This is a genomic window from Streptomyces achromogenes subsp. achromogenes (assembly GCF_000720835.1).
Taxonomy (GTDB): domain Bacteria; phylum Actinomycetota; class Actinomycetes; order Streptomycetales; family Streptomycetaceae; genus Streptomyces; species Streptomyces achromogenes.
The window spans coordinates 35,859-49,906 of the sequence record NZ_JODT01000002.1 but is presented as its reverse complement, the minus strand read 5'-3'; the positions used below and the strand labels follow the sequence as shown (position 1 = coordinate 49,906).

Genomic DNA, 14,048 nt, shown 5'->3' with positions numbered 1-14,048 from the left:
CATGCACCGAGCGTTTCTCCGTACCCTGGCCGCCGCCGCGCTCCTCGTCGCGGCCGGCCCGGCACCCTTCGCCGACGCGGCGGACACGGCTCCCCGACAGTGGTACCTCGGCGCCATGGGCGCCGACGCCATAGGGAAGGTCAGCACCGGCGAGGGCATCAAGGTCGCCGTCATCGGCACGGGGGTGAACCCCGAAACACCCTCACTGCGCGGGCAAGTCCTGCCGGGGAAGGACGCGTTGGCCGCGGCCGGGCTGGTCGGCGGAGATGTCACGGACACCCGCGACACCACCGGCGCCGGCACCACGGCCGCCGAACTCATCGCCGGCACGGGGCGCGGCGGCGGGATCAAGGGCCTCGCCCCCGGCGTGAAGATCATTCCGATCCGGGTGCCACCGGTCCGCCACGACGAACTCCCCGACCCCAACTACCCGTTGTCCACCGCCATCAAGGCCGCTGTCGACGCGGGCGCGCAGGTCATCGACATCACCGTCGGCAACCAGTACGTGATCGGCAGCGACTACGACCATCAGGCGCTCGAATACGCGGTCAAGAAGGGCGTGCTGATGTTCGCCGGTGTCGGGGACAACGCGAAGGAGGGCAACAAGCCGCAGTACCCGGCAGCGTACGACGAGGTCGTCGGAGTGGCCGCCATCGACCACACCGGCACGGTCGCCCCCACCTCCCAGTACGGGGACGCCGTCGACATCGCCGCCCCGGGAGTGGACATACCCCGCTGGTGCGACACCGGCTTCCGCCGGTACTGCGCGGACGGCGACGGTACCGCGGCGGCCGCCGCCCTGGTGTCGGCGCAGGCGGCGCTGGTGTGGTCCAGGCACCGGGACTGGACGGCCGCACAGGTCTGGCGCGTTCTGGAAGACACCGCGGGCCGGACCTGGCCCGTCGACAAGCTCAGCAAGTACCTCGGCTACGGGGTCGCCCGGGCCCGGCAGGTCGTGGTGCTCGGCCGGGGGCGGCCCGGACCCGCGGACCGGAACACCGTGCCGGCGTACATCCGGCCGCTGCCCGCCTCCGGCGACGCCCCCACCCCCAAGCCCTCGAAGACGACCGCCGAACCGCCCTCCCCGGCCGCCGCGGCCGAGCCCCGGCACGACTCCGGCCTGCCGCCGACGGGCCTGGCCGTCGGCGTGGCGGCGGTCCTCCTCCTCGGCGGCGCCCTGTGGGCCTTGCTGCGCCGCCGCGCCCGATGAACCGGCGGTGGGGCTGACGGCGCACTGTTCTCCCGCGCCGCCCAAGGCCCCTTCAGGGTCCGGTACGCCCGGAGAATGGTCCGCACTCCCTCGACGCCCCGCGGCCGGACGCGGGAGCCCTCCGCGGCATGCGCGGAACCGGGCCCGTGCGGCGTGACGCCGAAGGCCGGCGCGACGAACCGGTCCGCCGCGAGCCGTGGGTCGGGGACGTCGGACGGCCCGGCCGCGCCGACGGCGGTGAACCGCCTTTCGTGTTCGGGCCGAGGCAGTAACCGTCCGGAGGCCGGGCCGGTTGTGTCTGTCACCAAGTCATCCCAGCAAGGTGAAGGCACAGCCCATGACGAACAGCACGACCACCGCACCCACCATCGGCCGGGGCCTGCTCACGGCGGCGCTCGCCACCGCGCTGGCCCTCGGGGCCGGGCCGGCGGCGGCCGCGGCCCCCGGCGACGCCGGCGGCTGGAAAGGGGAGGGCGGGCTCACGCTGAACGCCGCCGACAACGCGAAGGTGGACACCTACGTCGACCGGACGAAGGAGGCCGAGCGGTCGATCACCGTGGACGTGCGCGCCGCCGCCCTCGCGTCGGGCGCGGAGCTGGTCGGCTTCGAGCACCGTCTGAAGTCGCCCGACTCCCTCAAGCGAAAGGTCGCCACGTCCCTCAAGGAACACCCCGAGCAGAACGTGCAGGGAGTCCTGGCCAGGCTGAGCGACGCCGTCCGCTACACCCTCCAGTGGCAGGACGCCGCCTACACCGACGGCGTCGCCACCGCGTCCGCCGTCCTGTCCGCCTGGGGCAACGACAACACCAAGTGGTCCAACACCTGGGGCCGGTCCAGCGGCTACAAGGGCCTCAACACCGGTTGGCGCGCCCCGCGTTCCGGGCAGCTCTTCGAGGTCCAGTTCCACACCCCGGCCAGCAAGCACGCCCAGGAGGTCACCCACCTGCTGTACGAGGAGCAGCGCCTGCCCTCCACCACCCCGGCCCGGAAGAAGGAGCTCCAGGCCCGGCAGGACGCCATGTTCGCCGCCGTGCCCGTACCGCAGGGAGCCGACCGGCTGGGCCCGCCCGTCAGCCCGGCCGCCCCGCTGCCCGCCTTGACCCACTGACCCCACGGGCTCCGGCCGCCGCCTCGGTCCTCGGGTTCGCCGCCTCGCCCCGGCGCGGTGCAGCTCGGCACGCCCTCTCGAAAGGCGCAGGTCAGAGGGGGTGGAGGGGTGACACCACCCCGGCGGCCCGGGGGCAATCCCCCGGTTCGAAGCGGTGACTGGCAGGCTGTCCCGCGGGGACGGGAATCCCGAGACTCGGTGTCATGACGATTTCCCCGCAGACCGCGGCCCTGATCACGGCGCCCGCCGAGCCTTCCCCTGTCCCCGGAGCCGGAGCCGGAGCCGGAGCCGGAGCCGGGAGTGACTTCTCCCGGCTGTCCCGCCGTATCACCGAGGCGGGACTGATGCGGCGCCGCCCCGGCTACTACGCGGCACGGCTCGGGCTGGTCGTCGCGCTGACGGCGGCGGGCTGGGGCGCCTTCCTCGCGCTCGGGGACAGCTGGTGGCAGCTCGCGGTGGCCGCCTTCCTCGCGTTGATGTACGGCCAGACCGCGCTGGTCGCCCACGACCTGGCGCATCGCCAGGTGTTCCGGCGCGGCCGGCCGAGCCGGACATGGGGCCGGCTCTTCGGCAACCTGGGGATCGGCATGAGCTACGGCTGGTGGATGAACAAGCACACCCGCCACCACGCCAACCCCAACCACGAGGAGCTGGACCCGGATGTCGCCCCGGACATCCTGGTGTGGTCCACCGCCCAGGCACGCGAAAGCCGGGGCCTGGCCCGTCTCATCGGCGGCCATCAGGCATGGCTGTTCTTCCCGTTGCTGACGCTTGAGGGCTTCAATCTGCACGTCGCGAGCGTGCGGGCGCTGCGCTCGCCGTCCATGAAGCACCGCACGCTGGAAGCCGGACTGCTCCTCCTGCACATCGCCGCCTATCTCTCGGCGCTGTTCGTGGTGCTCCCGCCCGGCAAGGCGGTCGCGTTCCTCGCCGTGCACCAGTGCCTCTTCGGTGTCTACCTGGGCTGCACCTTCGCCCCGAACCACAAGGGCATGCCCACGCTCACCGGCGACGAGCGGCCCGACTTCCTGCGCCGCCAGGTCCTCACCTCGCGCAACGTCCGCGGTGGCCGGCTCACCGATGTACTGCTCGGCGGGCTCAACTACCAGATCGAGCACCACCTCTTCCCGAGCATGCCCACCCCGCATCTGCGCCGCGCCCGGGTCATCGTGCGCGCGTACTGCGCACAGGTCGGTGTGCCGTACCACGAGACCAGCCTGATCGACTCCTACCGCGAGGCCCTGACACACCTGCACCGGGTGGGAGAACCCCTCAGGCGGCAGCGCAAGGCAGTTGCCTGAGCGCGGCACTTCGCCGCAGGGACCGGACGGCGGGGTCGTCCGTCGTCGGCGGTCCTGGCCGCGGGCTGTGCCACGAGGCTCCGGAGGGGGCGTGGCCGCCTGTCGGGGCGCAGGGTCACTGTCGTTCGGACCGGTCGCGCCGCTCGCGTTCGTACGCGTTCCAGTCGGCCGGCGGATACGTCGCCTGCGGGGCGGCGAGGGCCACGTCGGTCGCGACCGCGGTCTCCTCGGGGAAGAAGCCGAGGTCTCGGATCAGCTCCATCGCCCGTACGGTGTCCTCGCCGAGCGGACGCGCCATGCGGTCCGCGCCGGACGGGAAGGCCACGGGCTTCATCCGTGCCACTCTGAGCATGCGGTCGGCTCGCTCGTCCAGGCCGAGGACGGAGTAGCCGACGGCCAGGGCGAACTGCTTGAGCGCCGTGGCCATGGCCCCGGAAAGGTCCGTGACACCGCGCAACGTCTGCGCGGGACTGCCCGCGACGGCGTCGTACGGTGTCGGTCCGTACTCCCGCTCCAGACGTTTGTGTTCACCCTCCAGCAAAGAGTGCGCCTCCTCCAACACACGGCCGATCCGCGCCAGTTCGGTCATGTCGTGGAACATCGTGTCTCCTTCCCGTCAACTGGGCCGACTCTACGAGTGGTCACGGTGCTTCCGGAGGCTGTCGCGCGGAGGTGGCCTGATGGTGTGACGGGTGCCGACCCGGTGGACGCGGCGGTGACTACGGGACAAGCGCGCTACTCACGGCGGCCTCCGCGCAGTTCACGGCCCTCCCACGGCGACGGCCGCACGAGCGTCACGGGCGGGGGATCGAGCTCGATTTCTTGGACAGCGTCGCCTTGTCGAAGGACTCGTGGACGGCCAGATAGTTATCACTGCCGTGGCCCGCGGCGATACCGTTCGTGCCCGAGGCCGGACCCGAGCGCCCGGACCCTCCTCCTGACAGGAGGGCGGTCCGGGCGCGTGGGAATGACGAAGAGGTGCGTCACCCGTCGTTCCGGCCGGGGCGGTGGGTCAACTCGTCGTACAAGTCGCGCCGTTGAGGCTGAAGGACGCCGGGGCCGAGGTGTCGCCGGTGTGAGTGGCCTGGAAGCCGAGGGTGGTCGAGGCACCCGGGGCCAGGGAGGCGTTGTAGGCGGCGTTCCGTGCGGTCACGGTGCCGCTGGAAGGCGAGAACTGGGCGTTCCAGCCGGAGGTGACGGCCTGTCCGGCCGGCAGGGTGAACGTCAGCGCCCATCCGTCGATCGTCTGGGTGCCGGTGTTGGTCACGGTGATCGCGGCCGTCAGCCCGGAGTTCCACGTGCTGGTCGAGTACGTCACCTTGCAGGCACCGGCGGGCGGGGCGGGCGGCTCGGTCGGCGGCTGGGTGGTTCCGGAGTCCAGCCCGAAGAAGGAGATGGCGCGTGCGGCCATGCCCGAGGCCGGCAGGGTGTGCCCGACGCCCTGGATGCTGATCGCCTCGACGGGGGCCTGGGTTCCGGTGCCGCCGTAGCGGGTGCAGGTCCAGTTGGACTGCGGGTGGTCGGTGGACGCGGGCGTCTGGCTCACGCCGAGGACATTGGTCCACTGCTTGATCTCTTCGCCGAAGTTCGGGTAGCGCAGCGTGGTGTCCTCGGTGCCGTGCCACAGCTGCATCCGGGGCCGGGGCCCGCTGTAGCCCGGGTAGGCGCCGCGGACCAGGTCGCCCCACTGCTGGGCGGTCTTGGTCACGGTCCCGTTGGCGCAGGCGCTGTTCCAGCCGGAGCCGTCGGTCGTGGCGAAGCAGCCGAAGGGCACACCGGAGAAGGCGGCTCCGGCCTTGAACACATCGGGGTAGTCGCCGAGCAGGACGTTGGTCATCATCGCGCCCGAGGAGGCGCCGGTGACATAGACGCGGTTGGGGTCGGCGCCGTAGTGCTGCTCGGCATAGGTGACCATCGACACGATGCCGACCGGGTCGCTGCCGCCGCCGCGCTTGAGGGCCTGCGGCGACGAGACGTCGAAGCAGCCGCCGCTGCGGGTCACCGAGGGGTAGATCACGACGAAGCCGTACCGGTCGGCCAGCGAGGCGAACTCGGTGCCGGAGTAGAAGGCCGGTCCGGAGCCGGTGCAGTAGTGCACGGCGACCAGGACGGCGGGGCGGGCCGGCGCGCTGTCCGGGCGGTAGACGTACATGCGCAGATTGCTCGGGTTGGCGCCGAAGCCGGTGACCTCGGTCAGGGAGGCCGCGTGGGCGGTCGGTGCGGACAGGGTCAGCATGGCCAGCAGCGGCGCCAGGACCGCGAGTACGGCTGTCAGCAGGCGGTGTGGTCTCGGCCTTCGTCGGATCATCTCATCGGCTCCCGTCTCGAAACATTCGGAGGTCTTTCGGGAACGTGCCGCGTTACGGTAGGGGCAGGGGAGGGTGGAGTCAACCGGTACCGCAGAAGTTCGGTGACGAAAGTTTCGACAGAATCCTCCGGTCTGGGCGCCGACGACTCGAGGCCTGCACGGCCTCCTGAGCCGGCGGCGCGACTCACGCAGGGCCCCGGAGGGGCAGGTTCACCGGCGACGAGCCACTGCCTTGCACCGCGCACCCCCACCCGCCGTAGGCCATATGAGTGTTCGAGTGGCGATGTCCGGTGGGCGGGCTCATCGTGGTCGGTGCCCGGTTCTTGGCCCGTGGGCGCCACGGAACACTCCTCGGACCGGTGGCAGCGTCGTACGGATTACTACCGAGACCATGGGATCTGCGTATGAGCCGAATGGGAACAGCGGGGGCAGTAACACTGGTGAGCGTGGCCATGCTGGGGCTTGCGGCCCCGACGGCGGCCTTCGCCGAGGCCGGCGGTCCTGAGGTGCCGCGCGTGGTCTGCGGAACGGACGGGGCCACGGGGCTGGCGGTGTCGGCCGGCAGCGCCGGGGAGTGCGGGGTCGCCCTGCGGGTGGCGGGGGCCTACACCAAGGCCGGCATGCGGGAGGGCGGAGCGGTCACCGTGGTGCAGGCGGACGGTTCCGTGTGGCGCTGCCAGGAACAGCAGGGCGACCCGAATCCGTACCAGGAGTGTGTGGACACCACCGACATGGCCCGGCACGTCACGCTGACATCGTGACACCACCCCGGCAGTCACCCTCCTGCACGATCGTGCCCCCGGGCCGCCGGGAAGGGTGACCGCCCGTCCGGTACCGCACCGCTGACGGCGTCTCCCGGCCGGTTACGCCGACATGTCCGGCACTCCGCCCCGGACGGCGGCCCGCCGTTCCCCCTGGCGCACCACCCATGACTCGGACAGCAGTACGACGAGGCCGCCGACCGCGAGCACACCGCCGACGAGCACCGCGCCCCGCACCCCGAGACCGGTGGGCAGCAGCAGGCCGCCGACGAGGGAGCCGCCGGCGATGCCGACGTTGAACACCGACGAGCCGACGGCCGAGGCGATCTCGGTGCTCCCGGGTGCCACGTGAAGGATCCTGCTCTGCAGCGCGGTCGTCATGGCGGACATGGCGAAACCGAGCAGCGCGACCAGGCAGACGGCCGCGAAGGTCCGGTCGCCCAGCAGGCACAGCCCGAACATCGTCGCCGTCAGCAGGGCCACGGCCAGCACCATGGTGCCGCGGGGACGGCGGTCCACACGCGCGCCCGCAAGCCCCGTGCCCGCGATCCCGGCGATGCCCGAGCCCAGGAGCAAGGGGGCCACGGCTGACCGGGGGAGACCGGTCACGTCGGTGAGGAAGACGGTGATGTACGTGTACCCGGTGAAGACGCCGCAGATGACCAGGGCCGTCGCCGTCATCAGCACCAGGAACCGGCGGCGGCTGGGTTCGGCGCCGGCCGTGCCGTCACCCTCCTCGCCGGCCCGGGACGGCAAGAGGACGGCGACCGCGACGAGGGCGAGGAAGCCGAACCCGCTCATCACCACGAAAGGGATCCGCCAACCGGCCTGCTGTCCCAGCCACGTGCCGGCCGGGACACCCACCACAGCGGCCAGGGAGAGACCGGAGAAGAGCCCGGCGACCACCCGGCCGCGCACCTCGGGAGCGAAGAGGGCGGTGGCGGTCGAGGCGATGACCGACCAGAACACCGAGTGGGTGAGCGCCACCGTGACGCGGGCGGCGAGCAGTATCCAGTAGCCCGGGGCCACGGCGGAGACGAGATTCGCCGCGACGAACAAGGCCAGCAGCGCGCACAGCAGCGTACGGCGCGGCACACGGCGGACCAGGCGGGTCAACGGCACCGAGGCGACGGCCACCACCATTCCGTATCCGGTCACCAGGCGGCCCGCCGAAGCACTGGACACGCCCAGATCGTCGGCGATCAGCGGAAGCAGACCGACCGGCAACGTCTCCACGGTGCTCAGGGAGAACAGCGCCAGCGCCAGCGCGACCACCACGACCACCGTGGTCGAAGTGCGTAGGGGCGTTCCCGTTCCGGTTCCGGCGAGGGGCACTGTCACTGCCTTTCCTGTCTGGTCGTCCGGCGCTCCGGGCGGCCGGGGAGGGATCCCGGGAAAAGGCCGGGCGGCGTCAATGAATGCATGCTCCCGCGGCTCGGGCAACCGGCTTTCTGTAAACACCCCGTAAACCGCGGCGAATTGCTTCCTTTTGGCCAGAAGTGCGAAATCAGAGAAGCAATGCCCACTTCCACGGGCGCGGGTAAACGGGTAGGCGCCGCCTTCCTCGGTTGCGGTGATGCGGCCGGCTTCTACTGCTCCCGCGTTGCCCAACTACCCTGCGGATTCCGGGCGAGCCGCAGCCCCTGGAATCCGGGTCGACCAGAGGCGACAGCTGGTGTCCCACTCCGTACTCACCCCGGTCGGCATGGAGACCTCCGCGCGCCGCGGCGCCGGTACCCGGCGTCGCTCGTCCCCGGTCTTGATGCCGGACTCGGCCGCTGCCGGGCGGCTTGGGCTCGTCGCCGGCGGCATCACCCCTCACTCTCCCGCACGACGGCCCGGCGCCCGGGACCGGTCGCCTCCGGGCCGGCCGCGCCGTCCGGCCCGGCGGACCTGTCGAGTGCGCCGCTGTAAACATCGGAATCCGCCACCTCGGAATGCGTGCTTGGTGGAATTCCGGAGGCCTCCGTACGCGGTTCCCGGCATGTCAGGATATGATCTTCATATTGCCCCCGCATTGTCTGTGAAGATCCTTCGAGCCTGCTGTCGATGACATGTGGGCGAGATGCGTGAAAACCAGGTATTTACCTTCACGAAACTTTTCTTTGGGGTGGCCGGAACGCACCTTGATGCCCCAAGTATCCGTGCCTCAAGGTTGATTCGTCTACGAGCATCAGGAGTCACAAGCGTTGCTTGCCCCGGCCGGCCGACCGCCGTCGGGGATCTGGCGGGGGAAATCGATGCGTGTGCACGCCCAGCGTTGACCGGCCGGTTGCGTGAGGTCGTCCGCCGCGCCGGAACGGAACCTGTCTCTTTGCCGCCTGCCTCTTGGTGCCATTGCCCGGTGCCCGAGACAGGGGCAGGAGGGGGAAAGCCGATGAGCTCGGTGAGCGCCGCCAAGCCGACGTATCCCGGCGTCTACGTCGAAGAGCTTCCCAGCAGCACCCGCACCATCTCGACCCTGACCACGTCGGTGACCGCGTTCGTCGGCCACACCCGGCGCGGCCCGCTCAACGAGCCGGTGCGCGTCACCAGTTTCGCGGAGTTCGAACGGCGCTTCGGCGGCCTCAGCGCGCGCAGCGCGGTCGGCTACGCGGTCCACCAGTTCTTCGGCAACGGCGGCACCGTCGCCGTCGTCGTCCGTGTCACCAGGGCCCGCAGCGGAAAGGCCGCCCGCGTCACGCTGAAGTCCACCGAGGGACACAGCGACAGCGACGTCCTGGACGTGCACGCCAAGGAGCCCGGCGTATGGGGCAACGGCCTGCGCGTGGCCGTCGACCACGACACCCCCCACCCCGACGACACCTTCAACCTGCACGTGTACGACGCCCGGGGGCAGGCCCGCGAGAGCTTCACCGGCCTGTCCATGGACCCGGCCGGCGACCACCACGCCCCCACCGTCGTCAACGCCGGCTCCCGGCTGATCCGCGTCCACGCGGTCGGCGAGGGCCGCCCCGACCCGTCCGGCACCGTCTCCAAGCCGTTCGGCCACCGGCTGCCCGACCTCGCCGTCGACCTGACCGTCAAGATCGGCGACGTACAGCGCGAGTTCACCCTCTACGATCCCGACTGCGACGGCGAAGCGCCGTGCTCCGTGGCCGAACTGGCGCTGCTGCTCGAACACAAGCTGCGTGCCCTGCCCGACGCCCCCGGCAAGCACGCCTTCGCCGGCACCGAGGTCACCGTCTTCGGCCGCCGCCTCCAGGTCGTCGCCGGCTCCACCGACCCCGAGGACGTCGTCCGCTTCGTCGGCGAGTGCGCCAACGACCTCGGCCTGGAGGCATCCGTCAACCCGCCCGTCTTCCCGCTGACCGGTGGTGCGGACGGCGGGGCACCCGGCCCGGGCGACCTGATCGGCTCCGAGTCCGCCAAGACCGGCATCCAGGCACTGCGCCAGGTGGCCGACGTCAACCTCCTGGTACTGCCCGAACTCGCCGCGTACGAGAAGACCGAGGACATCCTCACCGTCGTCTCGGCCGCCCAGCGGCTGTGCGCCGAGCGGCGGATCTTCCTGCTGGTCGACGCGCCCTCCACCTGGGTCAGCGCCGACACGGCACGCGCCGGCGCCGCCGCATTCGACGCGGTCCGCGGCAGCCACGCCGCCCTGTACTTCCCGCACCTCCGGCTCACCGACCCGCTCACCGGACGGCTGCGCGCCTTCCCACCCTCCGGCGCGGTCGCCGGCGTCATCGCGCGCACCGACGCCGAGCGCGGCGTGTGGAAAGCACCGGCCGGCACCGAGGCACGGCTGGCGGGCGTGCACTCCCTCACCGTCGACCTCACCGACCGGGAGACCGGGCTGCTCAACCCGCTGGGCGTCAACTGCCTGCGCACGTTCCCGCTCACCGGCCCGGCCGTCTGGGGCGCCCGCACCCTGGAGGGCACCGACGCGCTGGACGGCGAGTGGAAGTACGTACCCGTACGACGGCTCGCCCTGCACGTCGAGGAGAGCCTCCAACGCGGCCTGCAATGGGTGGTGTTCGAGCCCAACGACGAGAACCTGTGGCAGCAGGTCCGGCTCGCCGCCTCCTCGTACCTGCACACCCTCTTCCGGCAGGGCGCCTTCAAGGGCGGCACCCCGCGCGAGGCCTACTTCGTCAAGTGCGACAGCGACACCACCACCGACGAGGACATCGCGAACGGCGTCGTGAACGTCCTGGTCGGCATCGCACCGGTCCGCCCCGCCGAGTTCGTGATCGTGAAGATCCAGCAGACGTCCGGCCAGTTCGAGCTGTAGTCCCGCGGGAATTCCGGAGAGCCGAAGGAATCCGATGGCAGAGTTCACCGTCAACGCCCATCGTTTCGACCCCTACAAGAACTTCAAGTTCCTGGTCCTGTGGGACGGTCGTACGGTCGCCGGCATCAGCAAGATCAGCCCGCTCAAGCGCACCACCGAGGTCGTCAAGCACCGCCACGGCGGCGACCCGAGCTCCCCGCGCAAGTCGCCGGGGCGTTCCGAGTTCGACGGCATCACCCTGGAGCGCGGTGTCACCCACGACCCCGAGTTCGACCGCTGGGCCAACAAGATCTGGCAGGTCGGCGCGGGACTCGGCGCGGAGGTCTCCCTCGCCGACTTCCGCAAGGACATCGTCATCCAGGTCCTCAACGAGGCCGGGCAGGTCGCCGTCTCGCACAAGCTGTACCGGACCTGGCCCAGCGAGTACCAGGTCCTCGGCGAACTCGACGCCAACGCCAACGCGGTGGCCATCCAGTCGCTGAAACTCGAATGCGAGGGCTGGGAACGGGACTACGAGGTGCCCGAACCCGAGGAACCCTCCTTCCTCAACCCGGCCTGACACAAGGCGCGGTGACACCGAGAGGAACCGGGGGGAACGGATGGCGGACACCGGGACGGCCGCACTGCTGGCCACCTGGGAGGCGGGCCTCGCCGAGGCACCCGCCGGGCGCGCCCTGCTGCTGCACGGCACGGCACGGCCGGACCTCGACACCACGGCGCTGCCCGCCGTACCGCTCGGCGAACGCGAGGGCGACCTGCTCGCCCTGCGCCGCGCCCTGTTCGGCGAGCGGATGCAGGTGCGGCTGGACTGCCGCGCGTGCGGCGCGGACATGGAATTCGAACTGGACGCCGGGGAGTTCACCCGGTCCCTCGACCGGCCCGCGCGGCAGGTCGTGCGGCTGACCGAGGACGGCTGGGACATCACCTTCCGGCTGCCCGCCGCTGCCGACCTCACGGCCGTCGCACGCGCCACCGACCCGCGCACCGCGCTGCTCGGCCGCTGCCTGGTCTCGGCGGTCCACGACGGGGCGCCCCGCACCGCCGACTCCCTCCCGCCACCGGTACAGCGGCGGATCGCCGAGGCCGTCGAGGCCGCCGACCCCGGCGCCGACATCACGCTCAACGTCGGCTGCCCCGAGTGCGGCACGACCACCCGGGCCGAACTCGACATCGCCTCCTACCTGTGGACCGAACTCGACGCCTGGGCGCGGGACACCCTCCTCGACGTCCATCTGCTGGCCACCGCCTACGGCTGGAGCGAGCCGGAGATCCTGGCCCTGAGCCCGCTGCGCCGCCGCTACTACCTGGAGCTGTGTGCGGATGTCTGACTCCTTCGTGACCGGGCCGTCCCGGGCGCCCGACTTCCTCGACCGGCTGCTCGCCCGGCACACCGCCACCGCAGCGGACACGGTACGGGTCCGGCCGCGACTGCCCGGCCCGTTCGAACGCGTCGAGGCCGTCCGGCCCCGCACCCCGGATCCGGACCCCGCAGACACCATGTGGCCGACCACCGCCCCCTCGGCCGTGCCCGAGCGGGACGGCCCCCGGCCCGCCACCGAGATCCACCACCACACCGAACGCGAACTCACCGTCGTCCGCACCGGACCGGCCCTCGCGGAACCGGCGCCGAGCAGGGCGACCCCGGCCGCCTTGCCCGAGCCGAGTCTGCTGCGCCCCGCCGGACCCCTGACGACCGGACCGCGCCCGGCACCCCGCACCACCGCGCGCGGCACCGGGCGACCGGACCCGGGGACGGGCGTGGACCGGGCCGGGGCGTCCGCCCCGGCCCCCCTGGGGACGGACGCCGCTCCCACCGCCGTCGTGCCCACGGCGGCTCGCCCCGGCGCGGCCGACACGACGGCGGCCCGAACGGCGGTACGGCAGTCCGCCGGGCGCCGCGCCGGCCGGGCGCCCGAGCAGGTGGTGCGGGTGCAGATCGGCCGGCTGGAGGTGACGGCCGCCCAGCCACCCGCCCGCACCGGTTCCCGGCCGGGCACCCGCCCCGCCGAACGGCCGGGCGCGACCCTCAGCCTGGCCGACTACCTGGCCCGGGAGCGCGAGTGAGCACGGGCCGGGACTGCGAGCGGACGGCAGCGGACAAGGGGGCGCCAGTGGGCTACGGAGCACCGGACAGCGGGGTCGACGGTGAACCCCGGGGCGCGAGGCGGTCGTCCGACGACAGCGACGGGGGGCCGACGCCATGAGCAACGCACTCGCCATCGCCCATGTCAGCCAGGCCCTCGCCCTGCTGATCGAGTCCCACCTCCAGCCGGAGATCGACATGGCCGTCAAGGTGGAACCACGCAAGCCGCCCGCCGAGCCGCCGGCCGAACCCACCATCTCCGTCTTCCTCTACCAGGTCGCCCCCAACTCCTCGCGCCGCAACGACGACCTGCCCACCCGCGCCCCCGACGGCACGCTGACGCGCCGGGCCCGGGCGGCGCTCGACCTCAACTACGTGATCAGCGCGTACGGCGACGAGACCGAACTCGTCGGGCAACGACTGCTCGGCTCGGTCGTGCGCACCCTGCACGAGATCCCGGTCCTGCCCACGGACATCATCGAACTCGCGGGAGAGAAGCCCTACTTGGCGGGCAGCGATCTGGCGGAGACGGCACAGCGCGTGCGGTTCACACCCAACGTGATGGACATCGACGAGACGTCCAAGTTGTGGGGGATGCTCTACCAGACCCCCTACGCCCTCTCCGTCGTCTACCAGGCGTCCTTGGTCTTCATCGACGGCCAGGAGATCCCGGTGCAGGCCAAGCCGGTCGAACGGCCGCAGGTACGGGTGCTGCCGTTCGGCGCCCCGGGGGCCCCGGTGCCGCCGGGAACGGGGACGGGCGGCCTCCCCGGGGAGGAGCGGGCGGGAGAGGCGGACACCCGGCCGGCGTCCGGGAACCGGTCCGGAGCGCGGGGAGCCGCGCCGTCGAAGACGGCCGAGGCGGTGGCGAAGAGCCCGGCGAAGGCCCCGGCCAAAGCCGTCGCCAAGACGTCCGCGCGTGCCCGCAAGAGCACGCCCAGGCCGGCCAAGACGGCGCGGCCTCCCGCGCGCGGCACGCACCGCGACGCGGACGGCACCGACAACACCGACCACAACTGACCACGACCGATCCGGCACGG

Annotated in this window: 12 protein-coding genes; 9 read left to right on the top strand and 3 right to left on the bottom strand. The window is 71.9% G+C overall.

Going from position 1 to position 14,048, the window contains the following annotated elements; all coding sequences use genetic code 11:
- The first annotated feature begins 1 nt into the window (after window position 1).
- The 3 genes from IH25_RS0102125 to IH25_RS0102110 all read left to right on the top strand — a co-directional run bounded on the left by IH25_RS0102125 (window position 2) and on the right by IH25_RS0102110 (window position 3,619).
- Complete coding sequence (locus tag IH25_RS0102125) at window positions 2–1,210, top strand: S8 family serine peptidase (RefSeq protein ID WP_051753633.1); 1,209 nt, start codon at window positions 2–4, stop codon at window positions 1,208–1,210.
- A 337-nt stretch (window positions 1,211–1,547) separates the two neighbouring features.
- Window positions 1,548–2,318: an ATP nucleotide 3'-pyrophosphokinase gene (locus tag IH25_RS0102115; RefSeq protein WP_030601848.1), complete on the top strand. Its 771-nt coding sequence runs from the start codon at window positions 1,548–1,550 to the stop codon at window positions 2,316–2,318.
- A 203-nt stretch (window positions 2,319–2,521) separates the two neighbouring features.
- Window positions 2,522–3,619 carry a fatty acid desaturase family protein gene (locus IH25_RS0102110; protein WP_030601845.1) on the top strand — a complete coding sequence of 366 codons (1,098 nt, stop codon included), beginning with the start codon at window positions 2,522–2,524 and terminating at the stop codon, window positions 3,617–3,619.
- Window positions 3,620–3,734: 115 nt separating this feature from the next.
- On the opposite strand, the gene IH25_RS0102105 is transcribed toward IH25_RS0102110, so the two are convergent.
- Both IH25_RS0102105 and IH25_RS0102100 read right to left on the bottom strand, forming a co-directional pair.
- Window positions 3,735–4,220, bottom strand: a complete 486-nt coding sequence (locus tag IH25_RS0102105; protein WP_030601843.1) for a hypothetical protein — start codon at window positions 4,218–4,220, stop codon at window positions 3,735–3,737.
- 411 nt (window positions 4,221–4,631) lie between these two features.
- Entirely contained in the window at window positions 4,632–5,927 is a 1,296-nt protein-coding gene (locus IH25_RS0102100; protein ID WP_030601839.1) for an extracellular catalytic domain type 1 short-chain-length polyhydroxyalkanoate depolymerase, read from the bottom strand.
- 446 nt (window positions 5,928–6,373) lie between these two features.
- Between IH25_RS0102100 and IH25_RS0102095 the strand changes: the two genes are divergently transcribed.
- Window positions 6,374–6,688 carry a hypothetical protein gene (locus IH25_RS0102095; RefSeq protein WP_157846922.1) on the top strand — a complete coding sequence of 105 codons (315 nt, stop codon included), beginning with the start codon at window positions 6,374–6,376 and terminating at the stop codon, window positions 6,686–6,688.
- A 102-nt stretch (window positions 6,689–6,790) separates the two neighbouring features.
- Here IH25_RS0102095 and IH25_RS0102090 read toward each other — a convergent pair whose 3' ends face one another.
- Complete coding sequence (locus IH25_RS0102090; protein ID WP_157846921.1) at window positions 6,791–8,029, bottom strand: MFS transporter; 1,239 nt, start codon at window positions 8,027–8,029, stop codon at window positions 6,791–6,793.
- A gap of 1,036 nt (window positions 8,030–9,065) precedes the next feature.
- Here IH25_RS0102090 and IH25_RS0102085 point away from each other — a divergent pair.
- From IH25_RS0102085 to IH25_RS0102065, 5 genes are all read left to right on the top strand, one after another.
- Window positions 9,066–10,925 carry a phage tail sheath family protein gene (locus IH25_RS0102085; protein WP_030601831.1) on the top strand — a complete coding sequence of 620 codons (1,860 nt, stop codon included), beginning with the start codon at window positions 9,066–9,068 and terminating at the stop codon, window positions 10,923–10,925.
- A 34-nt stretch (window positions 10,926–10,959) separates the two neighbouring features.
- Entirely contained in the window at window positions 10,960–11,484 is a 525-nt protein-coding gene (locus IH25_RS0102080) for a phage tail protein (protein ID WP_030601828.1), read from the top strand.
- Window positions 11,485–11,524: 40 nt separating this feature from the next.
- Window positions 11,525–12,253, top strand: a complete 729-nt coding sequence (locus tag IH25_RS0102075; protein ID WP_030601824.1) for a T4 family baseplate hub assembly chaperone — start codon at window positions 11,525–11,527, stop codon at window positions 12,251–12,253.
- Entirely contained in the window at window positions 12,246–12,989 is a 744-nt protein-coding gene (locus tag IH25_RS0102070; protein ID WP_030601821.1) for a hypothetical protein, read from the top strand. Before IH25_RS0102075 ends, IH25_RS0102070 begins: the two co-directional genes overlap by 8 nt.
- Before the next feature lie 136 nt (window positions 12,990–13,125).
- Complete coding sequence (locus tag IH25_RS0102065; RefSeq protein ID WP_030601818.1) at window positions 13,126–14,028, top strand: DUF4255 domain-containing protein; 903 nt, start codon at window positions 13,126–13,128, stop codon at window positions 14,026–14,028.
- Window positions 14,029–14,048: the final 20 nt, after the last annotated feature.

Excerpts from the sequence above, each read along its gene's own strand:
- IH25_RS0102125 (WP_051753633.1), top strand. The coding sequence starts at position 2 with ATGCACCGAGCGTTTCTCCGTACCCTGGCCGCCGCCGCGCTCCTCGTC.
- IH25_RS0102115 (WP_030601848.1), top strand. The coding sequence starts at position 1,548 with ATGACGAACAGCACGACCACCGCACCCACCATCGGCCGGGGCCTGCTC.
- IH25_RS0102110 (WP_030601845.1), top strand. The coding sequence starts at position 2,522 with ATGACGATTTCCCCGCAGACCGCGGCCCTGATCACGGCGCCCGCCGAG.
- IH25_RS0102105 (WP_030601843.1), bottom strand. The coding sequence starts at position 4,220 with ATGTTCCACGACATGACCGAACTGGCGCGGATCGGCCGTGTGTTGGAG.
- IH25_RS0102100 (WP_030601839.1), bottom strand. The coding sequence starts at position 5,927 with ATGATCCGACGAAGGCCGAGACCACACCGCCTGCTGACAGCCGTACTC.
- IH25_RS0102085 (WP_030601831.1), top strand. The coding sequence starts at position 9,066 with ATGAGCTCGGTGAGCGCCGCCAAGCCGACGTATCCCGGCGTCTACGTC.
- IH25_RS0102080 (WP_030601828.1), top strand. The coding sequence starts at position 10,960 with ATGGCAGAGTTCACCGTCAACGCCCATCGTTTCGACCCCTACAAGAAC.
- IH25_RS0102075 (WP_030601824.1), top strand. The coding sequence starts at position 11,525 with ATGGCGGACACCGGGACGGCCGCACTGCTGGCCACCTGGGAGGCGGGC.
- IH25_RS0102070 (WP_030601821.1), top strand. The coding sequence starts at position 12,246 with ATGTCTGACTCCTTCGTGACCGGGCCGTCCCGGGCGCCCGACTTCCTC.
- IH25_RS0102065 (WP_030601818.1), top strand. The coding sequence starts at position 13,126 with ATGAGCAACGCACTCGCCATCGCCCATGTCAGCCAGGCCCTCGCCCTG.